18 protein-coding genes and 2 tRNA genes are annotated in these 20,368 nt (G+C 71.8%); 14 read left to right on the forward strand and 6 right to left on the reverse strand.

The window, feature by feature from the left end:
• Nucleotides 1-278 precede the first annotated feature (278 nt).
• The 4 genes from J1792_RS19845 to J1792_RS19860 all read left to right on the forward strand — a co-directional run bounded on the left by J1792_RS19845 (nt 279) and on the right by J1792_RS19860 (nt 4,191).
• On the forward strand, nt 279-875 hold the full coding sequence (locus tag J1792_RS19845; protein WP_086575269.1) for a M48 metallopeptidase family protein: 597 nt from the start codon (nt 279-281) through the stop codon (nt 873-875).
• Between the two features lie 94 nt (nt 876-969).
• A complete protein-coding gene (locus J1792_RS19850) occupies nt 970-2,721 on the forward strand; it encodes a TerD family protein (RefSeq protein ID WP_372446138.1) in 1,752 nt (583 codons plus the stop codon).
• An 11-nt stretch (nt 2,722-2,732) separates the two neighbouring features.
• Nucleotides 2,733-3,416, forward strand: a complete 684-nt coding sequence (locus J1792_RS19855) for an AIM24 family protein (protein ID WP_086566442.1) — start codon at nt 2,733-2,735, stop codon at nt 3,414-3,416.
• 16 nt (nt 3,417-3,432) lie between these two features.
• A complete protein-coding gene (locus tag J1792_RS19860; protein ID WP_207247923.1) occupies nt 3,433-4,191 on the forward strand; it encodes an AIM24 family protein in 759 nt (252 codons plus the stop codon).
• Between the two features lie 84 nt (nt 4,192-4,275).
• Here J1792_RS19860 and J1792_RS19865 read toward each other — a convergent pair whose 3' ends face one another.
• Together J1792_RS19865 and J1792_RS19870 are read right to left on the reverse strand one after the other, a co-directional pair.
• Nucleotides 4,276-4,797: an NUDIX hydrolase gene (locus J1792_RS19865; RefSeq protein ID WP_086566445.1), complete on the reverse strand. Its 522-nt coding sequence runs from the start codon at nt 4,795-4,797 to the stop codon at nt 4,276-4,278.
• On the reverse strand, nt 4,794-6,254 hold the full coding sequence (locus J1792_RS19870; protein WP_086566447.1) for a zinc-dependent metalloprotease: 1,461 nt from the start codon (nt 6,252-6,254) through the stop codon (nt 4,794-4,796). Before J1792_RS19870 ends, J1792_RS19865 begins: the two co-directional genes overlap by 4 nt.
• A 203-nt stretch (nt 6,255-6,457) precedes the next feature.
• Between J1792_RS19870 and J1792_RS19875 the strand changes: the two genes are divergently transcribed.
• From J1792_RS19875 to J1792_RS19890, 4 genes are all read left to right on the forward strand, one after another.
• Entirely contained in the window at nt 6,458-7,597 is a 1,140-nt protein-coding gene (locus tag J1792_RS19875; RefSeq protein WP_086566448.1) for an SDR family oxidoreductase, read from the forward strand.
• Nucleotides 7,598-7,666: 69 nt separating this feature from the next.
• On the forward strand, nt 7,667-8,131 hold the full coding sequence (locus tag J1792_RS19880; RefSeq protein WP_086566450.1) for a molybdenum cofactor biosynthesis protein MoaE: 465 nt from the start codon (nt 7,667-7,669) through the stop codon (nt 8,129-8,131).
• Nucleotides 8,132-8,416: 285 nt separating this feature from the next.
• Nucleotides 8,417-8,590, forward strand: a complete 174-nt coding sequence (locus J1792_RS19885; protein WP_179198745.1) for a hypothetical protein — start codon at nt 8,417-8,419, stop codon at nt 8,588-8,590.
• A gap of 74 nt (nt 8,591-8,664) precedes the next feature.
• Nucleotides 8,665-9,753, forward strand: coding sequence for a YlbL family protein (locus J1792_RS19890; RefSeq protein ID WP_207247924.1), 1,089 nt, complete (start codon nt 8,665-8,667; stop codon nt 9,751-9,753).
• A gap of 27 nt (nt 9,754-9,780) precedes the next feature.
• Here the strand turns inward: J1792_RS19890 and J1792_RS19895 are convergent, their stop codons facing one another.
• On the reverse strand, nt 9,781-10,368 hold the full coding sequence (locus J1792_RS19895) for a PPA1309 family protein (RefSeq protein WP_242646316.1): 588 nt from the start codon (nt 10,366-10,368) through the stop codon (nt 9,781-9,783).
• Between the two features lie 180 nt (nt 10,369-10,548).
• Here J1792_RS19895 and J1792_RS19900 point away from each other — a divergent pair, with 180 nt between their 5' ends.
• The 4 genes from J1792_RS19900 to J1792_RS19915 all read left to right on the forward strand — a co-directional run bounded on the left by J1792_RS19900 (nt 10,549) and on the right by J1792_RS19915 (nt 15,894).
• The gene (locus J1792_RS19900; RefSeq protein ID WP_086566456.1) at nt 10,549-13,440 is read left to right on the forward strand and encodes a UPF0182 family membrane protein; all 2,892 of its coding nucleotides are present in this window, start codon (nt 10,549-10,551) and stop codon (nt 13,438-13,440) included.
• A gap of 43 nt (nt 13,441-13,483) precedes the next feature.
• Nucleotides 13,484-13,557: transfer RNA gene (locus J1792_RS19905), tRNA-Met, on the forward strand.
• 248 nt (nt 13,558-13,805) lie between these two features.
• Nucleotides 13,806-15,743 carry a tetratricopeptide repeat protein gene (locus J1792_RS19910; RefSeq protein WP_086566458.1) on the forward strand — a complete coding sequence of 646 codons (1,938 nt, stop codon included), beginning with the start codon at nt 13,806-13,808 and terminating at the stop codon, nt 15,741-15,743.
• 77 nt (nt 15,744-15,820) lie between these two features.
• Nucleotides 15,821-15,894 (forward strand) — tRNA-Met (locus tag J1792_RS19915).
• 79 nt (nt 15,895-15,973) lie between these two features.
• On the opposite strand, the gene J1792_RS19920 is transcribed toward J1792_RS19915, so the two are convergent.
• A complete protein-coding gene (locus J1792_RS19920) occupies nt 15,974-16,390 on the reverse strand; it encodes a Fur family transcriptional regulator (protein WP_086566459.1) in 417 nt (138 codons plus the stop codon).
• Between the two features lie 153 nt (nt 16,391-16,543).
• Here J1792_RS19920 and J1792_RS19925 point away from each other — a divergent pair, with 153 nt between their 5' ends.
• On the forward strand, nt 16,544-18,040 hold the full coding sequence (locus J1792_RS19925) for a catalase (protein WP_372446164.1): 1,497 nt from the start codon (nt 16,544-16,546) through the stop codon (nt 18,038-18,040).
• A 105-nt stretch (nt 18,041-18,145) separates the two neighbouring features.
• On the opposite strand, the gene J1792_RS19930 is transcribed toward J1792_RS19925, so the two are convergent.
• Both J1792_RS19930 and hisN read right to left on the reverse strand, forming a co-directional pair.
• Complete coding sequence (locus J1792_RS19930) at nt 18,146-18,571, reverse strand: CBS domain-containing protein (protein ID WP_086566463.1); 426 nt, start codon at nt 18,569-18,571, stop codon at nt 18,146-18,148.
• A 189-nt stretch (nt 18,572-18,760) separates the two neighbouring features.
• A complete protein-coding gene (hisN, locus tag J1792_RS19935; protein WP_086566465.1) occupies nt 18,761-19,555 on the reverse strand; it encodes a histidinol-phosphatase in 795 nt (264 codons plus the stop codon).
• A gap of 136 nt (nt 19,556-19,691) precedes the next feature.
• On the opposite strand from hisN, the gene J1792_RS19940 reads away from it, so the two are divergent.
• Nucleotides 19,692-20,345 (forward strand): TetR/AcrR family transcriptional regulator, encoded by a 654-nt coding sequence (locus tag J1792_RS19940; protein WP_207247925.1) that lies wholly within the window; start codon nt 19,692-19,694, stop codon nt 20,343-20,345.
• The last annotated feature ends 23 nt before the right edge of the window (nt 20,346-20,368 follow it).

Genomic DNA, 20,368 nt, shown 5'->3' on the forward strand with positions numbered 1-20,368 from the left:
GGGCGCGGACAGGCTGTGAGGCACGGACAGGCGGCGAGGCACGGACAGGCTGTGAGGTGTGTACGTGCGGTGAGGTGCGTACGGGCTGCGTCGGCATGTGTCCCCCTCGGTCGTCCCCTCGGTCGGCCTTCAGCATGCCCGTCCCGCCCGGTCCCCGCGTGACGTTGTCCACAGGTCCGGGGTGATTGTCGTACAAGCCAGCATCCAAGTCGGCGTTTCCCCGACAAGCGACCCGAGGGGCGGGACTTCGCGCACCGCCAGCGGGTAACGTCGGGGCCGTGCCCGTCGACCCTCTGCACAGTGCCGCACGCCCACCGCGCAGTGCCCCGAGCCCGCTCGCGGGAGGGCAGGAGACCGGCGCGGTCGAGATCCGGCGGAGCGCGCGCCGTCGCAGAACGGTCTCCGCCTACCGCGAGGGCGACCGGACCGTCGTCCTCATCCCGGCCCGGATGTCGGACGCGGAGGAGAAGCGCTGGGTCCGGGTGATGCTCGACAAGCTCGCGGCGCAGGAGAGCCGCCGCATGCTCGGCGACGGCGAGCTGGCCGAGCGGGCCCGCCGCCTCTCGGAGCAGTATCTGGGCGGCCGGGCGCGCCCCGCCTCGGTCCGCTGGGTCACCAACCAGAACACCCGCTGGGGCTCGTGCACCCCCGCCGAGGGCAGCATCCGCCTCTCGCACCGCCTGCAGGGCATGCCCGAGTACGTCGTGGACTACGTGCTGCTGCACGAGCTGGCGCATCTGCTGGTGCCCGGTCACGGGCCGGAGTTCTGGCGGCTGCTGGAGTCGTACCCCCGCACCGAGCGGGCCCGGGGCTACCTGGAGGGAGTGGTGGCCGCGGACCGGCTGCCCCACCTCCCGGCGGCCCGGAGCGAGTGAGCGGACCTCCCCGGAGGCACTCCCCACGGTCCCCAGCCGTTAGCCTGGCGCAACGCATTTCACCGCAGGTTCGGATGGGGGACGGTCGTCACGCATGTCCAGGGAATTCCAGCGCGGCCACAAGGCCAAGATCACTGACCTGACGGCCGGGACGGATCTGTACGTGGGTGTGCAGATCGGCGGCTCCGGCCTGAGCTTCGACATCAGCTGCTTCGGTCTGGACGCCCGGGAGCGGCTCTCCGACGACCGGTACTTCGTCTTCTTCAACCAGCCGCAGTCGCCGGAAGGCGCCATCCAGCAGCTCGGGGCACAGGCCGGGGACACCGACTCCTTCCGGGTGACCCTCGACCGGGTCCCGGCGCACATCCAGCGGCTGAGCTTCACGGCCACGCTCGACGGCGCCGGGCAGATGTCGCAGGCCGGCCCGGGCTACCTCCGCGTCGTCGCGGGTGGCGTCGAGGTGGCCCGCTACTCCTTCACCGGCGCGGAGTTCAGCACCGAGCGCGCGGTGATGCTCGGCGACTTCTACCTCAAGGACGTCTGGCGGTTCGCCGCCGTGGGCCAGGGCTTCGACGGCGGCCTGGAGGCGCTGCTGAAGCACTTCGGCGGCGAGGTGATGGAAGAGGAGGCGCCCCCGGCGCCCGAGCAGGGCGCGGCCCCCGTCTTCGCGCCCCCGCAGCAGGCGAGCGCGCCCCCGCCTTCGCGCCGCCCCCGGATCCCAGCCCGCCCAGGCACCGGCGGCCCCGCCCGCCCACCAGGCTCCGCCGCCGGCCCAGGGCTTCCCGCCCCCGCCCGGCAGCACCCCGCCCCCGGTGGCCCCGGCCGCGCCCCAGGTGCACGCGGCCGCCACCATGGCGGCGCCCATCGCGCCCCCGGCTACTTCTCCGGCGGCCAGACGCCGCCCGGCGGTGTGGCCTCGCCCGGCGGTGTGGTCCCGCCCCCGCCCGGCCCGCCCGGTGTTCCGGGCCGTCCGGGCGTTCCCGGGCAGCCCGCCCCGTACGCCCAGCCCGGCGCGCCCACCCAGGCCTTCCCGGCGCAGCAGCCCTACGGCCAGCCCGCCGTGCCCGCCCAGCCCTACCAGGCGCAGCAGCCCCACCAGGCCCAGCAGCCCCACCAGGCTCCGTACGGAGCTCCGGCGCCCGGCATGCCCCCGCACGGCGCCGTCGGGCCCGTCGCACCCGCCGTGCCCGGCGTCCAGGCGGCGTTCGAGCGGTACCGCGAGGCCCCCAACGGGCAGCGCTGGACCCTGCAGAACCCCAAGCTCGTCCGCGTCGACCTCGGGGCCGACCCGCAGCCGGTGCTCGCCCGGCAGGGCAGCATGGTCCTCTACCAGGGCAAGGTCGAGTTCGGCTACAAGGGCGCCGGCTTCATGGGCCGCATCGTCGGCAACGCCACCGGCCAGGAGATGCAGCTGATGCGCTGCACCGGCCGCGGCCAGGTCTTCCTCGCCGACGACTCCTCGCACGTGCACCCCATCCAGCTGGAGAACGACGCGATCTGCGTCTCCGCCGACGCGGTGCTCGCCTTCGACGAGTCGCTCCACCACGAGGTCCGCCGCATCGAGGGCCACGGCATCCCCGGCGGCGCGCTGTTCACCATGCAGTTCCAGGGCACGGGCACCGTCGTCGTCAAGACGCACGGCACCCCCGTGGTGCTGCCGGTCACCCCGACCACCTTCGCCGACAGCAACGCCATCGTCGCCTGGTCCGCCGCGTCCCAGGTGATCGTCTCCAGCCAGGTGCGGCTGCGCCGCACCTCCTATCCGGGCCACAGCGGAGAGGCCGTGAACCTCCAGTTCCGCGGCGCGCCCGGCAACTTCATCGTCGTCCAGCCCTACGAGGTCTGAGGGAGCCCGTCATGGACCAGTCACTGATCGCGGGCCACGCCCCGACCCCGCCCGCCGCCCGCATGGAGAACCACGGCAGCAGCATGCTGAAGGTGGCCATGCAAAGCGGCCACGACCTGTTCGCCCGCACCGGTTCGATGGTCGCCTACGAGGGATTCATCCAGTACGAGCCGAACGCCCCCGCCATTCGCCAGATGGCCTCCCAGTGGCTCACCGGCGAGGGCGCCCCGCTGATGAAGTGCAGCGGCGACGGGCTGCTCTACCTCGCCGACTACGGCGCCGACGTCGTCTGCCTCAACCTCAACGGCGAATCGGTCTCCGTCAACGGCACCAACCTGCTGGCCTTCGACGCGCACCTGCAGTGGGGCGTGGAGCGGGTCAAGGGCATGGCCAAGTTCGCCGGGCAGGGCCTGTTCAACGTCGTGGTGAGCGGCAGCGGCTGGGTCGCGCTGACGTCCCGCGGCACGCCCATCGTCGTGGACTGCGGTGGCGGCGAGGACGAGACCTATGTGGACCCCGACGCGCTCGTCGCCTGGTCCAGCAACCTGCGGATGAAGGGGAAGCGCAGCTTCAAGGCTTCCTCGATGATCGGCCGCGGCAGCGGCGAGGCCTACCAACTGGGTTTCTCGGGCCAGGGATTCGTGGTCGTACAGCCCAGCGAGGACAGCACCGACCGGCTCCGGGCCCGGGGCTGAGGGGGACGAGGAGACCATGCAGAGCCCGCTTTTCGGCTACACCGAGGCCCAGACGCAGGACCGCTACGCCCTGCAGAACCCCCAGATGCTGCGCGTCGCCCTCACCGGCCACGACGACGTCCTCGCCCGCAAGGGCTCGATGGTGGCCTACCAGGGCCTGATCGAGTTCGACGGCGAGTACCGCACCCACGGCCAGCACAACGCCCAGATGCACACCGGTGAGGGCCTGGACCTGATGCGCTGCTCCGGGCAGGGCACCGTCTACCTCGCCAACCTCGCCCAGCACGTCCACGTCGTGGACGTGGACCACGAGGGCCTGACGGTCGACAGCTCCTACGTCCTGGCGCTGGACTCGACCCTGCACTGGGACGCGGTCGCGGTGGACAGCCAGTTCGGGATCTCCGGCACCGGCGCGTACCAGCTCAACATCAGCGGGCGCGGCAAGGTCGCGCTGATGACCTCCGGGCAGCCGCTGGTGCTCCAGGTCACGCCGGAGAAGTACGCGTTCGCCGACGCGGACGCCGTCGTCGCCTGGTCGTCGTCGCTGCGCGTGCAGATGCAGGCGCAGACGTCCTCCTCGGGCGTGTGGCGGCGCCGCGGTGGTACGGGCGAGGGCTGGGAGCTCAGCTTCCTCGGCCAGGGGTACGCGCTCGTGCAGCCCAGCGAGATGCTGCCGCCGCAGGGCGCGCAGATCGGTCAGGGCGCCATGGCGCAGTACGGTCTCGGCCAGCACGGCGCCCGCGGTCAGAACCAGGGCAACATCTGGTCCAACTGAACCGCTGAGGGGATGTACGGGTAAGGGGCGGCCACCACGGTGGCCGCCCCTTACCCATGCCGTTCTTCCGCCGTCCCGCGCCGCCTACAGGCGGGCGAGCGTCCGCTGCACCAGCCGGGCGACCGACTCGTCCGCGACGTCGGCCACCTCGGCGTACGGGAACCAGCGCAGGTCCAGCGATTCGTCGCTGATGGCCTCCACCGCCCCGTCCGGCACCAGTGCGGCGTACTGCACGTCCAGGTGCCAGTTGCAGGGCGCCGGGATCGGGTGCCGGTCCAGCCGCACCGGGCCGGCCGGCAGCAGCGTCAGGCCGGCGATCCCGGACTCCTCGGTGGCCTCCCGCAGGGCGGCCGCCTCGAGCGTCGTGTCACCGGGCTCGCAGTGGCCGCCCATCTGCAGCCACATCCGCAGCTTGCGGTGCAGGGTGAGCAGGACCCGGCCCTGCGCGGGGTCGATCACCAGCGCGCTCGCCGTCACGTGTCCGGCCTCACACGGCTTCCACATGCCGTCCGGGTGGGCGGCCAGGTGGTCCAGGTAGAGCCCGCGCAGCTCCGGCTGGTCCTCGTACTCCTTCAGGACGAGGACCGCGTTCTCGTGGAGGCTCACTTCTTGTCGTCGCCTTCGCCGGACTCGTCCGAAGTGCCCTGCTCGGTGCCCTTCGTATCATCGGCGGCCTTCGCCCCCTCGGCACCCTTCGTGCCCTGGGAGCCCTTCGCCGCCTCGCCCAGCATCTTGTCGAGCTCGGAGAAGTCCAGCTGCTCGCGGTGGACGAAGCCGTCCGGGTCGTCCAGGTCGGCGGCCGTCGGCAGCATGTCCGGGTGCTCCCAGAGGCCGTCGCGGCCGTCCATGCCCCGGGCGTCCGTCAGCGAGGCCCACAGCCGGGAGGCGTCCCGCAGGCGGCGGGGACGCAGCTCGAGCCCGATCAGCGTGGCGAACGTCTGCTCGGCCGGACCGCCCGAGGCGCGGCGACGGCGCAGCGTCTCGCGCAGGGCGCCGGCCGACGGCAGGTGCGGCGCGGCCGCCGCGTGCACGACGGCGTCCACCCAGCCCTCGACGAGCGCCAGGGCGGTCTCCAGGCGGGCCAGGGCGGCCTTCTGCTCCGGAGTGTCCTCCGGCTGGAACATGCCCTGCTGCAGCGCGTCCTGCAGCTGCTCGGGGTGCGTGGGGTCGAGCTGGCCGACCACGTCCTCCAGCTTGGCGGTGTCGACCTTGATGCCGCGGGCGTAGCCCTCGACGGCGCCGAACAGGTGCGAGCGCAGCCACGGCACGTGCGCGAAGAGCCGCTGGTGGGCGGCCTCGCGCAGGGCCAGGTACAGCCGCACCTCGTCCTGCGGGACGCCCAGGCCGGAGCCGAACGTCTCGATGTTCACCGGCAGCAGCGCGGCCTTGCCGGCCGGGCCCAGCGGCAGGCCGATGTCGGTGGAACCGACCACCTCGCCCGCCAGCACGCCCACGGCCTGGCCGATCTGGGTGCCGAACATCGCGCCGCCCATGCTGCGCATCATGCCGAGCAGCGGGCCCGCCATGGCCTGCATCTCCTCGGGCAGCACGCCGCCCATGGCCGCCCCGACGCGCTCGGCGACCGGGTCGACGAGGTCCTTCCACACCGGCAGGGTCGCCTCGACCCACTCCGCGCGGCTCCAGGCCACGGCGGTGCCGGAGCCCGAGGGCAGCGACGTGACGCCGTCCAGCCACAGGTCGGCCAGGCGCACGGCCTCCTCGACCGCCGACCGCTCGCCAGCGGTGACGCTGGCGTCCTTGGTGCCGTCGGCGGTGCCCTGCGCGACGGTCTGGCGGGCGATCTGCTGGGCCATCTCCCAGTTCACCGGGCCGCCCTCGTAGGAGAGCATCTGCCCGAGCTGCTGGAAGGCGGCGCCGAGGTCGCCCGGGTTCATGGACCCGAACATCGCGGCGAAGGGGTTGTCCCCACCGCCCGTGGGCCCGCCGAACCCGAACGGATTCGCAGGCCCCTGGCCGCCCTGGCCGCCGCCCTTCTTCTTGCCGTCGTCGCCGTTCTCCGGCTCCTCCGGCGGAAGGCCGAATCCGAATGGGGTGTCACTCACGGGTTTCCTCGGCTCGTAGGGCCGCCGGCGTGGACCGGCGGCGAATGCCCGACAACACCACCAAGCGTAGACACCTCGCCGCTATCCGGGCTTGGTGCTCCACGCGCCCGGGGCCTGCGGCAGGATGGACGTCACCTGGTACGTACGTGTCATGACAACGGTGATGGCACATACGTACTGAAGACAACCGCTGGAGACGCCCGGTGAGTTCCCCCGACCGAGAAGTTCGCGCAGCGCGAAACGGTTCCGCGCGCGAGACCACGACCCCGCACGGCCCCGCCGTGCGCGGCCGGCGACCCGTCGTGGCCGTCACCGGTGCCGCGCGCGGCGTCGGGGCGCTGCTCACGCGGCGGCTCGCCGCGTCCGAGGAGATCAAGCACGTCGTGGCCATCGACGAACGCCGCGGCGACGTCACCGAGGCTCAGTGGCACGTGCTGGACGTGCGCGACCCGGCGATCGCCGAGAAGCTGCGCGGCGCCGACGTGGTGGTCCACCTCGCGCTCGACCTCGACCTGGAGACCGACGCGGCGGCGCGCACGGCGTACAACGTCCGCGGCACCCAGACCGTGCTGACCGCCGCCGCGGCCGCGGGCGTGCACCGGGTGGTGCTGTGCACCTCGGCCATGGTCTACGGCGCCCACCCCGACAACGACGTGCCGCTCGCCGAGGACGCCGAGCTGCGGGCCACTGCGGAGGCCACCGGCGTGGGCGATCTGCTCGAGATAGAGCGGCTGGCCAGGCGTGCGCCCCGGGCGCACCCCGGCCTGAACGTGACCGTGCTGCGGCCCGCCGTCCTGGTCGGCGGCACCGACACCGCTCTGACCCGCTACTTCGAGTCGCCCCGCCTCCTGGTGGTCGCCGGATCCCGGCCCACCTGGCAGTTCTGCCATGTGGAGGACCTGGTGAGCGCCCTGGAGTTCGCCGCCCTGGAGAAGGCGGAGGGGGAGCTGGCCGTCGGCTGCGACGGATGGCTGGAGCAGGAGGAGGTCGAGGAGCTCACCGGCATCCGCCGCATGGAGCTGCCCTCGGCCGTCGCACTGGGCGCGGCCTCCCGGCTGCACCGCCTGGGACTGACGCCGTCCCCGGCGGGCGACCTGGAGTACACGATGCACCCGTGGGTCGTCAGCGGCCACCGGCTGCACGACGCGGGCTGGCGGCCCGGCTGGACCAACGAGGAGGTCCTCGCCGAGCTGCTGGAGGAGGTCGCCGGCCGGCACACGGTCGCGGGCCGCCGCCTGGGCCGCAAGGACGCCACCGCCGCCGGCGCCGCGGGCGCCACCGTCGCCCTGCTCGGCACCGCCGCCCTGGTCCGCAGGGCCCGCAAGGCCCGCCGGCGCCTGTAGGACCGTACGAAGCCCGCCGGGCGGCCCCGGCGGGACCGCCCCTCCCGCGCCCCGCCGCCGTGCGGCACGATGGGGCACATGACCAGCTACGACCATCCCGGCGAGCGCGCCGCCCAGGACCCGGTCCGTCTCCTCGCGGTCAGGGACGCCCCGCTGTCCCTGGACGAGGTCTTCGCGGCGGTCGGCGACGACGCGGCGGGCGGCACGGCCCTCTTCGTGGGCACGGTGCGTGACCACGACGGCGGCGCGGACGTCACCGGCCTCGGCTACTCCGCCCACCCCAGCGCCGAGGCGGAGCTGCGCCGGGTCGCGGAGAAGGTGGCGGCGGACTTCCCGGTACGGGCCCTGGCCGCCGTGCACCGCGTGGGCGAGCTGGCCGTCGGCGACCTGGCGGTCGTCGTGGCCGTCTCCTGCCCGCACCGGGCGGAGGCGTTCGAGGCGTGCCGCAGGCTGATCGACGACCTCAAGCTCGAGGTGCCGATCTGGAAGCACCAGACGTTCGCCGACGGGGCCGAGGAATGGGTCGGCGCGTAGCGCCGTCGAGCAGGAAGATCTGGGGGCACCTCCCAGCGGTAGCTGGGGGAGGGTCGGCGCGTAGCGACGTCGAGCCAGGCCGGCGGGGCCCGGAAGGCTCCATGGGGCCACCGGGGTGACCGTGCCACCCGGCTGTCCGAAACCGTCCACTTATGGGCCGCTCCTGGTTGCGTAACCGTCCCCCTGACGTAAGCGTTGAGACCGAAGACGACTAATCTGCTCATCAGTTGTTCTCATGATTGTTCTCATCGGTCAGTGCGGTTGCATAAGGGGTCGGAGGCCGGCATGGCGGCGCTCGCTTGGTTGCTGATTCCGGTCGCGGCGGCGGTCGCCGCGGCCTTGTGGGGAAGCTGGGCGGCACGTAACCGGAAGGCCGGTGATGTCGCGGAACTGGCGGGTTACGCCCGGTTCCGTGAGGCGATGGAACGCACCGAGTCCGGTTCCGGCTCGGCGAGCTAGCGGAGCGTCCCGTATCTGCCCCGGACGGACCGCCCCGGGAGTGGACTGCCGGACCCGTCCCGTACTGTCGTTCCATGCCCCGCCGCACCGCGACGATGCTCGCCTCCCTCCTGATGCTGATCGCGCTGCTCTGCGCGGGCGTGCTGATCCCCGTGCCCTACTCGGAGATGTCCCCGGGGCCGACGGTCAACACGCTCGGTGAGCACGGCGGCGAGCCGGTGCTGCAGATCTCCGGGCGCCAGACGTACCCCACCTCCGGCCACCTCAACATGACGACGGTCCGGGTGACCGGCTCGCAGTACCGGATGAATCTGGTCGAGGCGGTCTACGGCTGGCTCGCGCACGACAACCTGGTGGTTCCGCACACCACGCTCTACCCGGAGGACAAGTCCCCGGACGAGCTGAACCAGGAGACGGCGGAGGAGTTCACGCAGTCCCAGGAGAGCGCCAAGGTCGCCGCGCTGCGGCAGCTGGACATCCCGGTGGGCACGCGCGTGATCGTCTCGTCCGTGGTCAAGGGCAGCCCCGCCGAGGGCGCCCTGCACGCCGGCGACGTGATCAAGGCCGTGGACGGCACGGCGGTCAAGGAGCATGGCGACGTCGCCAAGCTGGTCACCCGGCACAAGGCGGGCGAGAAGGTCACGTTCCTGATCGTCCCCGCCAAGGAGGCGGCCGCGGCGGAGAAGGAGAAGCGGCAGCCCAGGACCGAGGGCAAGGTCACCCTCGTCACCGCCAAGGCGCCCGAGGACGGCCGGGCGATCGTCGGCATCCAGGCCGGCCGGGACCACACCTTCCCGTTCACCATCAACATCAAGCTGGCGGACGTCGGCGGACCGAGCGCGGGCCTGATGTTCGCCCTCGGGATAGTCGACAAGCTCACCCCGGAGGACCTGACCGGCGGGAAGTTCGTCGCGGGCACCGGCACGATCGACGACACCGGCAAGGTCGGGCCGATCGGTGGCGTGCAGATGAAGACGGTCGGGGCGCGCTCCAAGGGCGCGCGCTATTTCCTGACGCCCAAGGACAACTGCGCGGCCGCGGCCAAGGACGCCCCCTCGGGCCTGACCCTGGTGAAGGTCGACACGATCAAGGACGCCCTGAAGTCCCTGGAGAAGATCCGCAAGGGGGACGCGGCCGGCCTGCCGCAGTGCTCGGCACGCTAGCCGCGCCCCCTCCGGAGCCGCGGGAGGTCAGTCCTCGAACGTCGCCGCCAGGGCTTCGGCCAGGCCGGGCACCAGGTCGGCACCGGTGAGGACCTCGGTCGGCGAGTCCTTCTCGCGCAGCCGTACGGCCGACTCGCGGGCGCCGTCGCGCAGCACGGCCACCGTCATCCGGACCTCCTGGCGGTCCGGGTGCTTGGCGACCCACGCGGCGAGCTGCTTGTCGCTCATGCCGTGGGGCACGGACCCCTCGGCGGACGGCGGGAGCATCAGCCGCTCCACGGTCAGGGCGCAACCCACCACGGCCTGCGGCCAGGCGATCGTGCCGAGGAACTTGTCGAGGGCGGTGCCGGGCGGCAGCTCCTCCTGTTCGATGGGGGTGTAGGACGACGCGGCCTGGGACGCGTCGTCGTCGAGGCCGAGCTGGGCGGCCAGGCCGGGCTCCTGGGTGCGGAGCCGGGCCGTGTCGACCAGGGCGAAGAGGCGGGCCGGCTGGTCCCAGCCGAGAGTCGACGCGTATTCGTCGATCTCGAGGACGGCGCGGGTCAGCGGGCTGGCCGCCATGGGCGTGCTGGGCTCGTGGGAGCCGGGAAGGTTCGAACCGGTATTGCTGGACATGGTCAATATCGTGCCCTGAGAGAGCCCGAAAACGGGAACCGAGTAAAGCCTCGGTAAGTTGCCACAGTGGGTCCTACCATCACGTGGGCCTCAAACGCAGCACAAAACCCGCAGTACCACCCAGCACGACCCACAGCTTCATCGACAGCGAACTTCGAGGTGCGCACCTTGGCTTTCCAGATGCCGGACCGCGGCGGAGGCCCGTCCGGGCCACGGATCAGAGTCGGCCGACCGTCCCGGCGTGTCCGGACCCTGCTGATGACCTTGGGCGTGCTGGCGGTGCTCGCCATGCTCTTCGTCATGTTCGCCGGGTTCTGGACGGACTGGCTGTGGTACCGCTCGGTGGAGTACTCCTCGGTCTTCACCACCACCCTCGGCACCAAGATCGGCCTCTTCGCTGTCTTCGGCCTGCTGATGGCCGTGGCCGTGGGGCTCAACATCTGGCTCGCCCACAAGCTGCGGCCGCCGTTGAGCGCGATGTCCATGGAGCAGCAGAGCCTCGACCGCTACCGGATGAGCGTCGCCCCGTACAAGAAGTGGGTGCTGCTGGCGGTCACCGCGCTCGTCGGGCTCGTCGCCGGCGCCTCGGCCGCCGGGCAGTGGCGCACATGGCTGCAGTGGGTCAACGCCGTCCCCTTCGGCCGGACGGACCCGCAGTTCCACAAGGACATCTCCTTCTACACCTTCGACCTGCCCTGGTACCGCTTCCTGCTGAGCTTCGGCTTCGCGGCGACGATCCTGTCGCTGATCGCCGCCGCCCTCGTGCACTACCTGTACGGCGGGCTGCGGCTGACCAGCCCCGGCGGGCGGGCCACCAAGGCCGCCACGGGCCATCTGTCGGTCCTCCTGGGCGTCTTCGTCACGCTCAAGGCCGTCGCCTACTGGCTCGACCGGTACGGCCTCGCGGTGAAGTCCAGCGGGCTGAAGTCGGCCGACGGCTGGACGGGCCTGCGCTACGTCGACGCCAACGCCTATCTGCCGGCCAAGACCATCCTCTTCATCATCGCGCTGATCTGCGCCGTGCTGTTCTTCGCGACGCTCTGGCGGCGCACCTGGCAGCTGCCGGTGATCGGCTTCGGGCTGATGGTCCTGTCGGCGGTGCTGATCGGCGGGCTCTACCCCGCGATCGTGCAGAAGTTCCAGGTCCAGCCGAACGAGCAGGCCAAGGAGGCGCCGTACATCAAGAAGAACATCGCGGCGACCCGCGAGGCGTACGGCATCGACGGCTCGAAGGTGAAGGACTACGCGGGCACGAGCGACCTGAAGGGCAAGGACAAGGAGAAGCTGCGCGCCGACGCCAACGCCACGGCCAGCCTGCGCCTGCTCGACCCCAACGTCGTCTCCCCGGCCTTCCAGCAGGAGCAGCAGGTCCGCGGCTACTACCAGTTCCCCTCCACCCTGGACGTCGACCGCTACAAGGCGGACGGCAAGGAGCAGGACACGGTCATCGGTCTGCGCGAGCTGAACCTCAAGGGCATTCCCGAGCGCAACTGGATCAACGACCACTTCAAGTACACCCACGGATACGGCGCCATCACGGCGAAGGGCACCTCCACCGACAAGGCGGGCGCCCCGGACTTCACCGAGAAGAAGCTGCCGACCGAGGGCATGCTCGGCTCGTACGAACAGCGCGTCTACTACGGTGAGAAGACCACCCAGTATTCGATCGTGGGCGGTCCGCAGAAGGAGCTCGACCACCCCAGCGACCAGGGCGAGACGAGCTACAGCTACAAGGGCAAGAGCGGCGTCAACCTCTCGAACCCGGTCAATCGCGCGGCTTATGCGGTGGCCTTCGGCGAGCCGCAGATCCTCTATTCCGGCGCCATCGGCGAGGGTTCGCGGATTCTGTACAACCGCACGCCCAAGGAGCGCGTCGAATCGGTCGCCCCGTGGCTGACCATCGACGGCGACGCCTATCCGGCCGTGGTCGACGGGCACATCCAGTGGATCGTGGACGCCTACACCACGAGCAACGGCTACCCGTACGCCTCCCGCACCACCCTCGGCGACACCACGGCCGACTCGCTGACCACCGGCCAGCGCGCGGTCGTCGCCCAGCAGAACCAGGTCAACTACATCCGTAACTCCGTCAAGGCGACGGTCGACGCCTTCGACGGCACGGTCAAGCTGTACCAGTGGGACACCAAGGACCCGGTGCTCAAGACCTGGATGAAGGCATTCCCCGGAACGGTGAAGGCGAAGAGCAGCATCAGCCCCGCGCTGATGGACCATCTGCGCTACCCGCAGGACCTGTTCAAGGTCCAGCGCGAACTGCTCACCCGCTACCACGTCACCGACCCGGGCACGTTCTACACCGGCAGTGAGCGCTGGCAGGTGCCGGACGACCCGACCAACGAAGAGGGCAACGCGGTACCGCCGTACTACCTGAGCATGAGGATGCCGGACCAGGAGAAGCAGACCTTCTCGCTGACGACGACCTTCACGCCCAAGAACCGGCCGAATCTCGGTGCGTTCATGGCCGTCGACGCCGATGCCAAGAGCGACGGATACGGCAGCATCAGAATTCTCAAACTGCCCTCCGAGACCACGGTCTGGGGTCCGGAACAGGCCCAGAGCAAGTTCAACGGACACACGCCCGTCGCCGACCAGATCAATATCTGGAAGAGGGGCGATTCCAAGGTCGAGTACGGCAATCTGCTGACCGTCCCGCTGGACGGCGGCCTGCTGTACGTCGAGCCGGTCTATATGCGCGGCACGGGCTCGAACTACCCGCTGCTCAAGAAGGTCCTGGTCAACTACGGCGAGAAGATCGCGTTCAAGGACACCCTGGACGAGGCCCTGAACGAGATCTTCGGCGAGAAGAGCGCGGACACCGGCCCGCCGCCGTCCGGTGAGCCCACCAAGCCGCCGGCCCAGGACGCGACGGTCAAACAGGCCGTCAAGGACGCCCTGGACGCGTACGAGGCGAGCCAGAAGGCGCTCGACGACAAGGACTGGACGGCCTACGGCAAGGCCCAGAAGGACCTCAAGGAGGCCCTGGACCGGGTGGCCAAGGCCGAGGCCAAGACCGAGGCCAAGACCGGCGGCGAGGGTGCCAAGCCCGGCAGCTAGTCCGGGGCCCGCCCCGCGCCGTGGTACGGTTGTTCCACAACGGCGCGGGGTGGAGCAGCTCGGTAGCTCGCTGGGCTCATAACCCAGAGGTCGCAGGTTCAAATCCTGTCCCCGCTACTCAAAGACAAGGCCCGGAGTTCTCGGACTCCGGGCCTTGTCGTGTACCCGGATCCGCCAGAACCCCGGGCCGGGCGGCAGAACATGCGTCCGCCGCCCGGCACGCGTGGTCTGTGCGGGTTATGTGCGGGGCCTTTGATTAGAGTTTGGAGCACCGCCGTGTCGGGAAGTCGGGAAGTCGACAAAACGCTGAAGTGACCTCACTGGCTGCGGTATTCCAGGTGTACGCAGGTTGCGGGAGTGCGACGATGGGACTTATGGGGGACAAGGCGAGGCTGTTGGAAACACGTCGGCTTGTAGCGGCTCCCGGTGACGGGAGCGATCAGGACGACCAGGACCCGTCGTCGTACGGCCCGGGGGAGGGCTCCCCCGACGCCGACTGTGCCACCGACGCGGCCGACCTGGAGCTCGAGACAGCCCGCCGCCGTGCCGCCGAGTCCGGCGACCCCGCCTCCCTGAGCATGCTCGGAGCCCTGCTGCTGCGCCGCGGCGACCTCGACGGCGCCGAGCGCCATCTGCGCGCCGCGACCGCCGAGGGCGACCGCTCCGCCGCCAACAACCTCGGCGTGCTGCTGCACCAGCGCGGCTACGCCGACGAGGCCGCCAGCTGGTGGCGGGTCGCCGCCGTGGCCGGCTCCGCCCCCGCCGCGCACGCCCTCGGCCGCTACCACCGCGAGCGCGGCGACGAGCCCGCCGCCGAGTACTGGCTGCGCCAGTCCGCCGAGTCCGGCCACGCCCTCGGCGCGTACGCCCTGGCCGACCTGCTGGAGCACCGCAGCGACGTGGGCGCCGAGCGCTGGTTCCGCAGCGCCGCCGAGCGGGGCCACCGCGAGGCCGCGTACCGCCTGGCCCGGATACTCGACGGCCGGGCGCCCAAGGCGTCGTCCCTGTCCGACGGCCTCGCCGAGGCCCTCGGCCCGGCCGTCGGCCGGCAGGCCTCCGGCGGCCCCGACACCTCGGTGCGCGAGCTGCGGGCCGCCGCCGCCAACGGCCGCCAGGACGGCCCGGCGGGCGAGGCCGAGCAGTGGTACCGCCAGGCCGCGGCCCGCGGCCATCGCCGCGCCGCCCTCCACCTGGGCACCCTGCTCGAGGCCCGGGGCGAGACCCAGGAGGCCGCGCGCTGGTACCTGACCTCCGCCAAGGACGGGGAGCCGCGCGCCGCCTGCGCCCTCGGGTTCCTGCTGCGCGACGCCGGCGACACCGACAGCGCCGCCGTCTGGTGGCGCAGAGCCGCCCAGGAGGGCGACGGCAACGCCGCCAACGCCCTGGGCGCCCTGCACGCCGACCGCGGCGAGTCCCAGCAGGCCGAGCGCTGGTACCGCGCGGCCCTGGACGCCGGCGACATCAACGGCGCCTACAACCTCGGCCTGCTCTGCGCCGAGCAGGGCCGCACCGCCCAGGCGGAGCAGTGGTACCGCCGCGCCGCCTACGCCGGGCACAAGGAGGCGGCCAACGCGCTGGCCGTCCTGCTGCTGCAGGGCGGCGACTCCGCCGGGGCCGAGCCGTGGTTCTCCAAGGCCGCCGAGGCCGGCAGCGTCGACGCCGCCTTCAACCTGGGCATCCTCTACGCCGGGCGCGACGAGGAACAGCTGGCCTTCCAGTGGTACGAGCGCGCCGCCGCCGCCGGACACACGGACGCGGCCCTGCAGGTCGCGATGGCGCTGCTGCGCGACGGCGGCGCCGGGGACGCCGAGGCGGCCGAGCACCACCTGCGCGTCGCCGTGCGCGGCGGCAGCGCCGAGGCCGCCTTCCGGCTGGGCGCGCTGCTCGACCGCGACGACGACAGCCGCCCCGGCTGCGAGGAGTGGTACGAGCGGGCCGCCCGGCAGGGCCACCGGCGCGCCCAGGTGCGCCTGGGCATGCTGGTCGCCGAGCGGGGCGACGTGGTCGCGGCCGCCCACTGGTACCGCGCGGCCGCCGAGGCCGGCAGCCGCAACGGCGCCTTCAACCTCGGACTGCTGCTGGCCCGCGAGGGCAGCGAGCAGGAGGCCGCGCTGTGGTGGGCACGGGCCGCCGAGTCCGGGCACGGCCGGGCCGCGCTGCGCCTGGCGCTGCTGGCGGCGCGCCGCGGCGATCTGGCCGAGGGGCGGCTGTGGTGCGCCCAGGCGGTCGAGCTGGGCCCCGCGGAGGTCGCCGAGCGGGCGGCGCGGCTGCGCGACGCCCTGCAGCAGGAGCTCACGGCGTAGGGCGGGCCCGCGCGGTGAGCGCGGTTGTCACGACATTTGCCCGAGGGGTCACGGATGGGTTAAAGTGACACTACCGACGCGGGGTGGAGCAGCTCGGTAGCTCGCTGGGCTCATAACCCAGAGGTCGCAGGTTCAAATCCTGTCCCCGCTACTGACACGAAGGCCCGGATCCTTTCAAGGATCCGGGCCTTCGTCGTGTTCCCCGGGCGCCCCGGGCGGGGCGCCGTTCCTCAGGCCGCGGCGCAGTCGGGGCAGATCCCCCGGAAGGTCACGTCGACCGCGGACACCTGGAAGCCGAAGCGCTCCTCGGACGGCAGGTTGGCCACCAGGTCGCCGGCGGGGTGGACGTCGCGGATCGTCCCGCAGCGGGAGCACACCAGGTGCTGGTGGGCGTGGTGGGCGTTGGGGTCGTAGCGCTTGGCGCGGCCGTCCGTGCACACCTCGAGGACCTCGCCCAGCGAGACCAGCTCGCCCAGCGTGTTGTACACCGTCGCGCGCGAGATCTCCGGCAGCAGGTCGGCCGCCTTGGCGTGGACTTCGTCGGCGGTGTAGTGCACGTGGTCCCCGTCGAGCACTTCGGCGACGACGCGTCGCTGCGCGGTCAGCCGCCAGCCGCGTCCCCGGAGTCGTTCCAGCAGGTCACTCATGCCATTCACCTATCAGTCAGATAGGACCAGCGTAGCAGCGGGCCCTGTCCACCCATGGAATGCGTATTTCTATGGTTCGCATCTTGACTTAGACAGAGTCCAATGTAGGATCGATCTCGGTCGAGGCCAGAGGCTTGGACCCGGCACAGACATCTGACGACGGAGGCGCACGTGACCACGGCGAACGGCGAGGCGACAACCACGACGGGCCCGCTGACCACGGAGTCCGGAGCTCCGGTCGCGGACAACCAGAACAGCGAGACGGCCGGCCTCGGCGGCCCCGTCCTGGTACAGGACCAGCTGCTGCTGGAGAAGCTCGCGCACTTCAACCGCGAGCGGATCCCGGAGCGCGTCGTGCACGCCCGCGGCGCGGGTGCCTACGGCACCTTCACCGTGACCGCCGACGTCACCCGCTGGACCCGGGCGCACTTCCTCTCCGAGGTCGGCAAGCAGACCGAAACGTTCCTGCGCTTCTCCACCGTCGCCGGCAACCTCGGCTCCGCCGACGCGGTCCGCGACCCCCGTGGCTTCGCGCTGAAGTTCTACACCGAAGAGGGCAACTACGACCTCGTCGGCAACAACACCCCGGTGTTCTTCATCAAGGACGCCATCAAGTTCCCCGACTTCATCCACACCCAGAAGCGCGACCCGTACACCGGCTCCCAGGAGGCGGACAACGTCTGGGACTTCTGGGGCCTGTCGCCCGAGGCCACCCACCAGGTGACCTGGCTGTTCGGCGACCGTGGTATCCCCGCCTCGTACCGCCACATGAACGGCTACGGCTCCCACACCTACCAGTGGAACAACGAGGCCGGCGAGGTCTTCTGGGTCAAGTACCACTTCAAGACCGACCAGGGCATCAAGAACCTCACCACCGACGAGGCCGTGCGGGTCTCCGGCATGGACCCCGACAGCCACCAGCGCGACCTGCGCGAGGCCATCGAGCGCGGCGAGTTCCCGAGCTGGACCGTGCAGGTGCAGATCATGCCGGCGGACGAGGCGGCGAACTACCGCTTCAACCCGTTCGACCTCACCAAGGTGTGGCCGCACGAGGACTACCCGCCGATCGAGATCGGCCGGCTGGAGCTCAACCGCAACCCCGAGAACGTCTTCGCCGAGGTCGAGCAGTCGATCTTCTCGCCGGCGCACTTCGTGCCGGGCATCGGCCCGTCCCCCGACAAGATGCTGCAGGGCCGGCTCTTCGCCTACGGCGACGCCCACCGCTACCGCGTCGGCATCAACGCAGACCACCTGCCGGTGAACCGCCCGCACGCCACCGTGGCCCGTACCAACAGCCGCGACGGCTACGCCTACGACGGCCGCCACGGCCGCGCCAAGAACTACGAGCCCAACAGCTTCGGCGGGCCCGTCGAGACCGGCCGCCCGCTGTGGCAGCCGCTCACGGTCACCGGGGCGACGGGCAACACCGAGGCTCCTTCGCACGCCGAGGACAACGACTTCGTCCAGGCGGGCAACCTCTACCGGCTGATGTCGGAGGGGGAGAAGGAGCGCCTGATCGCCAACCTGGCGGGCTTCATCGCCAAGGTCTCGCGCGACGACATCGTCGAGCGGGCGATCGACAACTTCCGCCAAGCGGACACCGACTACGGCAAGCGGCTCGAAGCCGCGGTCCAGGCCCTGCGCGGCTGATAGGCCAACTGGACGCTTGCCGTACAAACCGAAGAGGCCGGACGCCAAAGGGCTCCGGCCTCTTCGGCCTTCTCTCACGCCCGGACGGCCGGCGCGCGGACGGGCTCACCCGGCCAGCGCGCCGGCCCGTTCGCGTTCCGGCTCGGTATCCCGCCGCGCGCCCCGCACCCAGCAGCGGATGATGTCGCGCACCGACACCACGCCGACGGCCTCGTGCCCCTCGAGGACGATCAGGTGCCGGAACTCGCCGCGCGACATGGCGGCCGCCGCCTCCTCCAGGGTCCACTCGGGGGCCGCGAAGACGACGTCGGTGGTGGTGTGGCCGTGGGCGGTCTCGCGGTCGGGGTCGTGGCCCGCCCCGAGCGCGTTGAGTATGTCGCGCTCGGTGAGGATGCCCAGGCCGCCGGCCTCGGGGTCGAGGACGACCGCCGCGCCGATGCCGCGCGCGGACATCAGCCGCGCTGCCTGCCGGAGGGTGTGGGCCGGGCCGATGGTGAGGACGACCGTGCTCATGGCGTCGCGGACGAGCATGGCTTGCGCCACCTCCTACATGGACTGCGAGTCGGTCCCGGAACGCCGAACCCGTCGGCCTCCAGCCGGGGTTCACAAGTTCACAAGCGTCGGGAGTGCCAGCGTGGCACGCTCCCGCGGCGGCCGACAAGGTCCGCGAGGCATGATATTTTGCCTACTTTTTACGACTGCCTTGTGGGTTTGAACCCGTTACGTCCGCAGATAGCCGAGCAGTTCGTCGTGCAGCAGCCCGTTCGACGCGGCGGCGTTGCCGCTGTGGGGCCCCGGAAGCCCGTCGAGGCCGGTGAAGCGGCCGCCGGCCTCCTCCACGATGACGACGTTCGCCGCCATGTCCCACAGCGACAGCTCCGGCTCGGCGCAGATGTCCACCGAGCCCTCCGCGACCATCATGTACGGCCAGAAGTCGCCGTAACCGCGCGTCCGCCAGCAGTCCCGGGTCAGATCCAGGAAGCCCGGCAGCATGCCACGCTCCTCCCAGCCGGACAGCGAGGAGTACGCGAACGACGCGTCCTCGATCCGGCCCACCCGCGAGGTCTGCAGCCGCGAGGCCGACAGCAGGCTCCGCCCGGTGTAGGCGCCCGAGTCCTTCGCCGCCCACCACCGGCGGCCCAGCGCCGGCGCCGACACCACGCCCACGACGGGCTGGAAGCCGTCCTTGTCCTGCACCATCAACGAGATCAGCGTGGCCCACACCGGCACCCCGCGGACGTAGTTCTTGGTGCCGTCGATCGGATCGATGACCCAGCGGCGCGGCCCCATGCCCTCGCTGCCGAACTCCTCGCCCAGCACGGCGTCGCGCGGCCGCGCGCGCTGGAGATGACCCCGGATCAGCTCCTCGGCGGCCTTGTCCGCCTCGCTCACCGGAGTCATGTCCGGCTTGGTCTCGACCTTCAGGTCGAGAGCCTTGAACCGGTCCATGGTGGCCGCGTCCGCGGCGTCCGCCAGGACGTGGGCCAGGCGCAGATCATCGTGGTAGTCCGACATGCTCAGCACATTACCCCTGGCCAACGCCAGGTCACGTGCGGCGCGACCTGCCGGCGCTCTTGACACCGTCTGGCGGCGCGTCAATCCTGTGCCTGGCCCCCAATCTTCGTGCGGCCGTCCGGCCGGGGAGGCGACGATGCCCGCGGCACGAGAGCTCTTGCTGGACGCGGCGTTCACGGCGCTCGGCGCCCGGCCCTGGAACGGGGTCCGGATGGTCGACGTCGCAGCCGCCGCCGGGGTGTCCCGGCAGACCCTCTACAACGAGTTCGGCAGCAAGGACGGCCTCGCCCGCGCTCTCGTGCGCCGCGAGTCGGAGTCCTTCCTGGCCGGGGTGGAACGTTCCCTCGCCGACACCGCCGCCCGCGGCGGGGCCGACGCCGGGGACTGCTGCGCCGCGGCCGCCGTCTGGACGCTGCGCTCGGCCCGGGCGAACCCGCTCGTCCGCGCCGCCCTGACCGGCTGCCGGGGCGACCGCCTGCCGCCCGCCGCCGCCCCCCCTGCCGGCCCCCGCACCCCGTTCGGCGTGCGGCCGACCCGTGGCACGCCCTCGCCCGTCGCGCTGGCCGAGCGGATCCGCGACAGCGTGGCCGGGGCGCTCGGCGCGCCAGGCGCCGCTGCCCCGCCGGGCGCGGCGCCCGGGCCGGAGGGGGTGCGGCGGGCCTGTGAGGCGGCGGTGCGGCTGACGCTGTCGTACGTCGTGGCCCCGGCCGGCTCGGACGAGGAGGCGGCGGGCGAGGTCGCCCGGCTCGTACGGATCCTGCTGGGCGGACCCTTGTCCGAGGGGGCCTGAGGGGGCCTGAGGCGGGGTGCCTG

Origin of the sequence: Streptomyces triculaminicus (assembly GCF_017349075.1) — a bacterium.
GTDB classification, from domain to species: Bacteria; Actinomycetota; Actinomycetes; order Streptomycetales; family Streptomycetaceae; genus Streptomyces; species Streptomyces triculaminicus.

What these genes read in the sequence shown, in the direction of transcription:
- J1792_RS19940 (WP_207247925.1), top strand. Translation starts at nt 19,692, where the DNA reads ATGCCCGCGGCACGAGAGCTCTTGCTGGACGCGGCGTTCACGGCGCTC.
- J1792_RS19850 (WP_372446138.1), top strand. Translation starts at nt 970, where the DNA reads ATGTCCAGGGAATTCCAGCGCGGCCACAAGGCCAAGATCACTGACCTG.
- J1792_RS19920 (WP_086566459.1), bottom strand. Translation starts at nt 16,390, where the DNA reads ATGAGTGACCTGCTGGAACGACTCCGGGGACGCGGCTGGCGGCTGACC.
- J1792_RS19885 (WP_179198745.1), top strand. Translation starts at nt 8,417, where the DNA reads ATGGCGGCGCTCGCTTGGTTGCTGATTCCGGTCGCGGCGGCGGTCGCC.
- J1792_RS19910 (WP_086566458.1), top strand. Translation starts at nt 13,806, where the DNA reads ATGGGACTTATGGGGGACAAGGCGAGGCTGTTGGAAACACGTCGGCTT.
- J1792_RS19900 (WP_086566456.1), top strand. Translation starts at nt 10,549, where the DNA reads ATGCCGGACCGCGGCGGAGGCCCGTCCGGGCCACGGATCAGAGTCGGC.
- J1792_RS19895 (WP_242646316.1), bottom strand. Translation starts at nt 10,368, where the DNA reads ATGTCCAGCAATACCGGTTCGAACCTTCCCGGCTCCCACGAGCCCAGC.
- J1792_RS19930 (WP_086566463.1), bottom strand. Translation starts at nt 18,571, where the DNA reads ATGCTCGTCCGCGACGCCATGAGCACGGTCGTCCTCACCATCGGCCCG.
- J1792_RS19890 (WP_207247924.1), top strand. Translation starts at nt 8,665, where the DNA reads ATGCCCCGCCGCACCGCGACGATGCTCGCCTCCCTCCTGATGCTGATC.
- hisN (WP_086566465.1), bottom strand. Translation starts at nt 19,555, where the DNA reads ATGTCGGACTACCACGATGATCTGCGCCTGGCCCACGTCCTGGCGGAC.
- J1792_RS19880 (WP_086566450.1), top strand. Translation starts at nt 7,667, where the DNA reads ATGGGGCACATGACCAGCTACGACCATCCCGGCGAGCGCGCCGCCCAG.
- J1792_RS19855 (WP_086566442.1), top strand. Translation starts at nt 2,733, where the DNA reads ATGGACCAGTCACTGATCGCGGGCCACGCCCCGACCCCGCCCGCCGCC.
- J1792_RS19860 (WP_207247923.1), top strand. Translation starts at nt 3,433, where the DNA reads ATGCAGAGCCCGCTTTTCGGCTACACCGAGGCCCAGACGCAGGACCGC.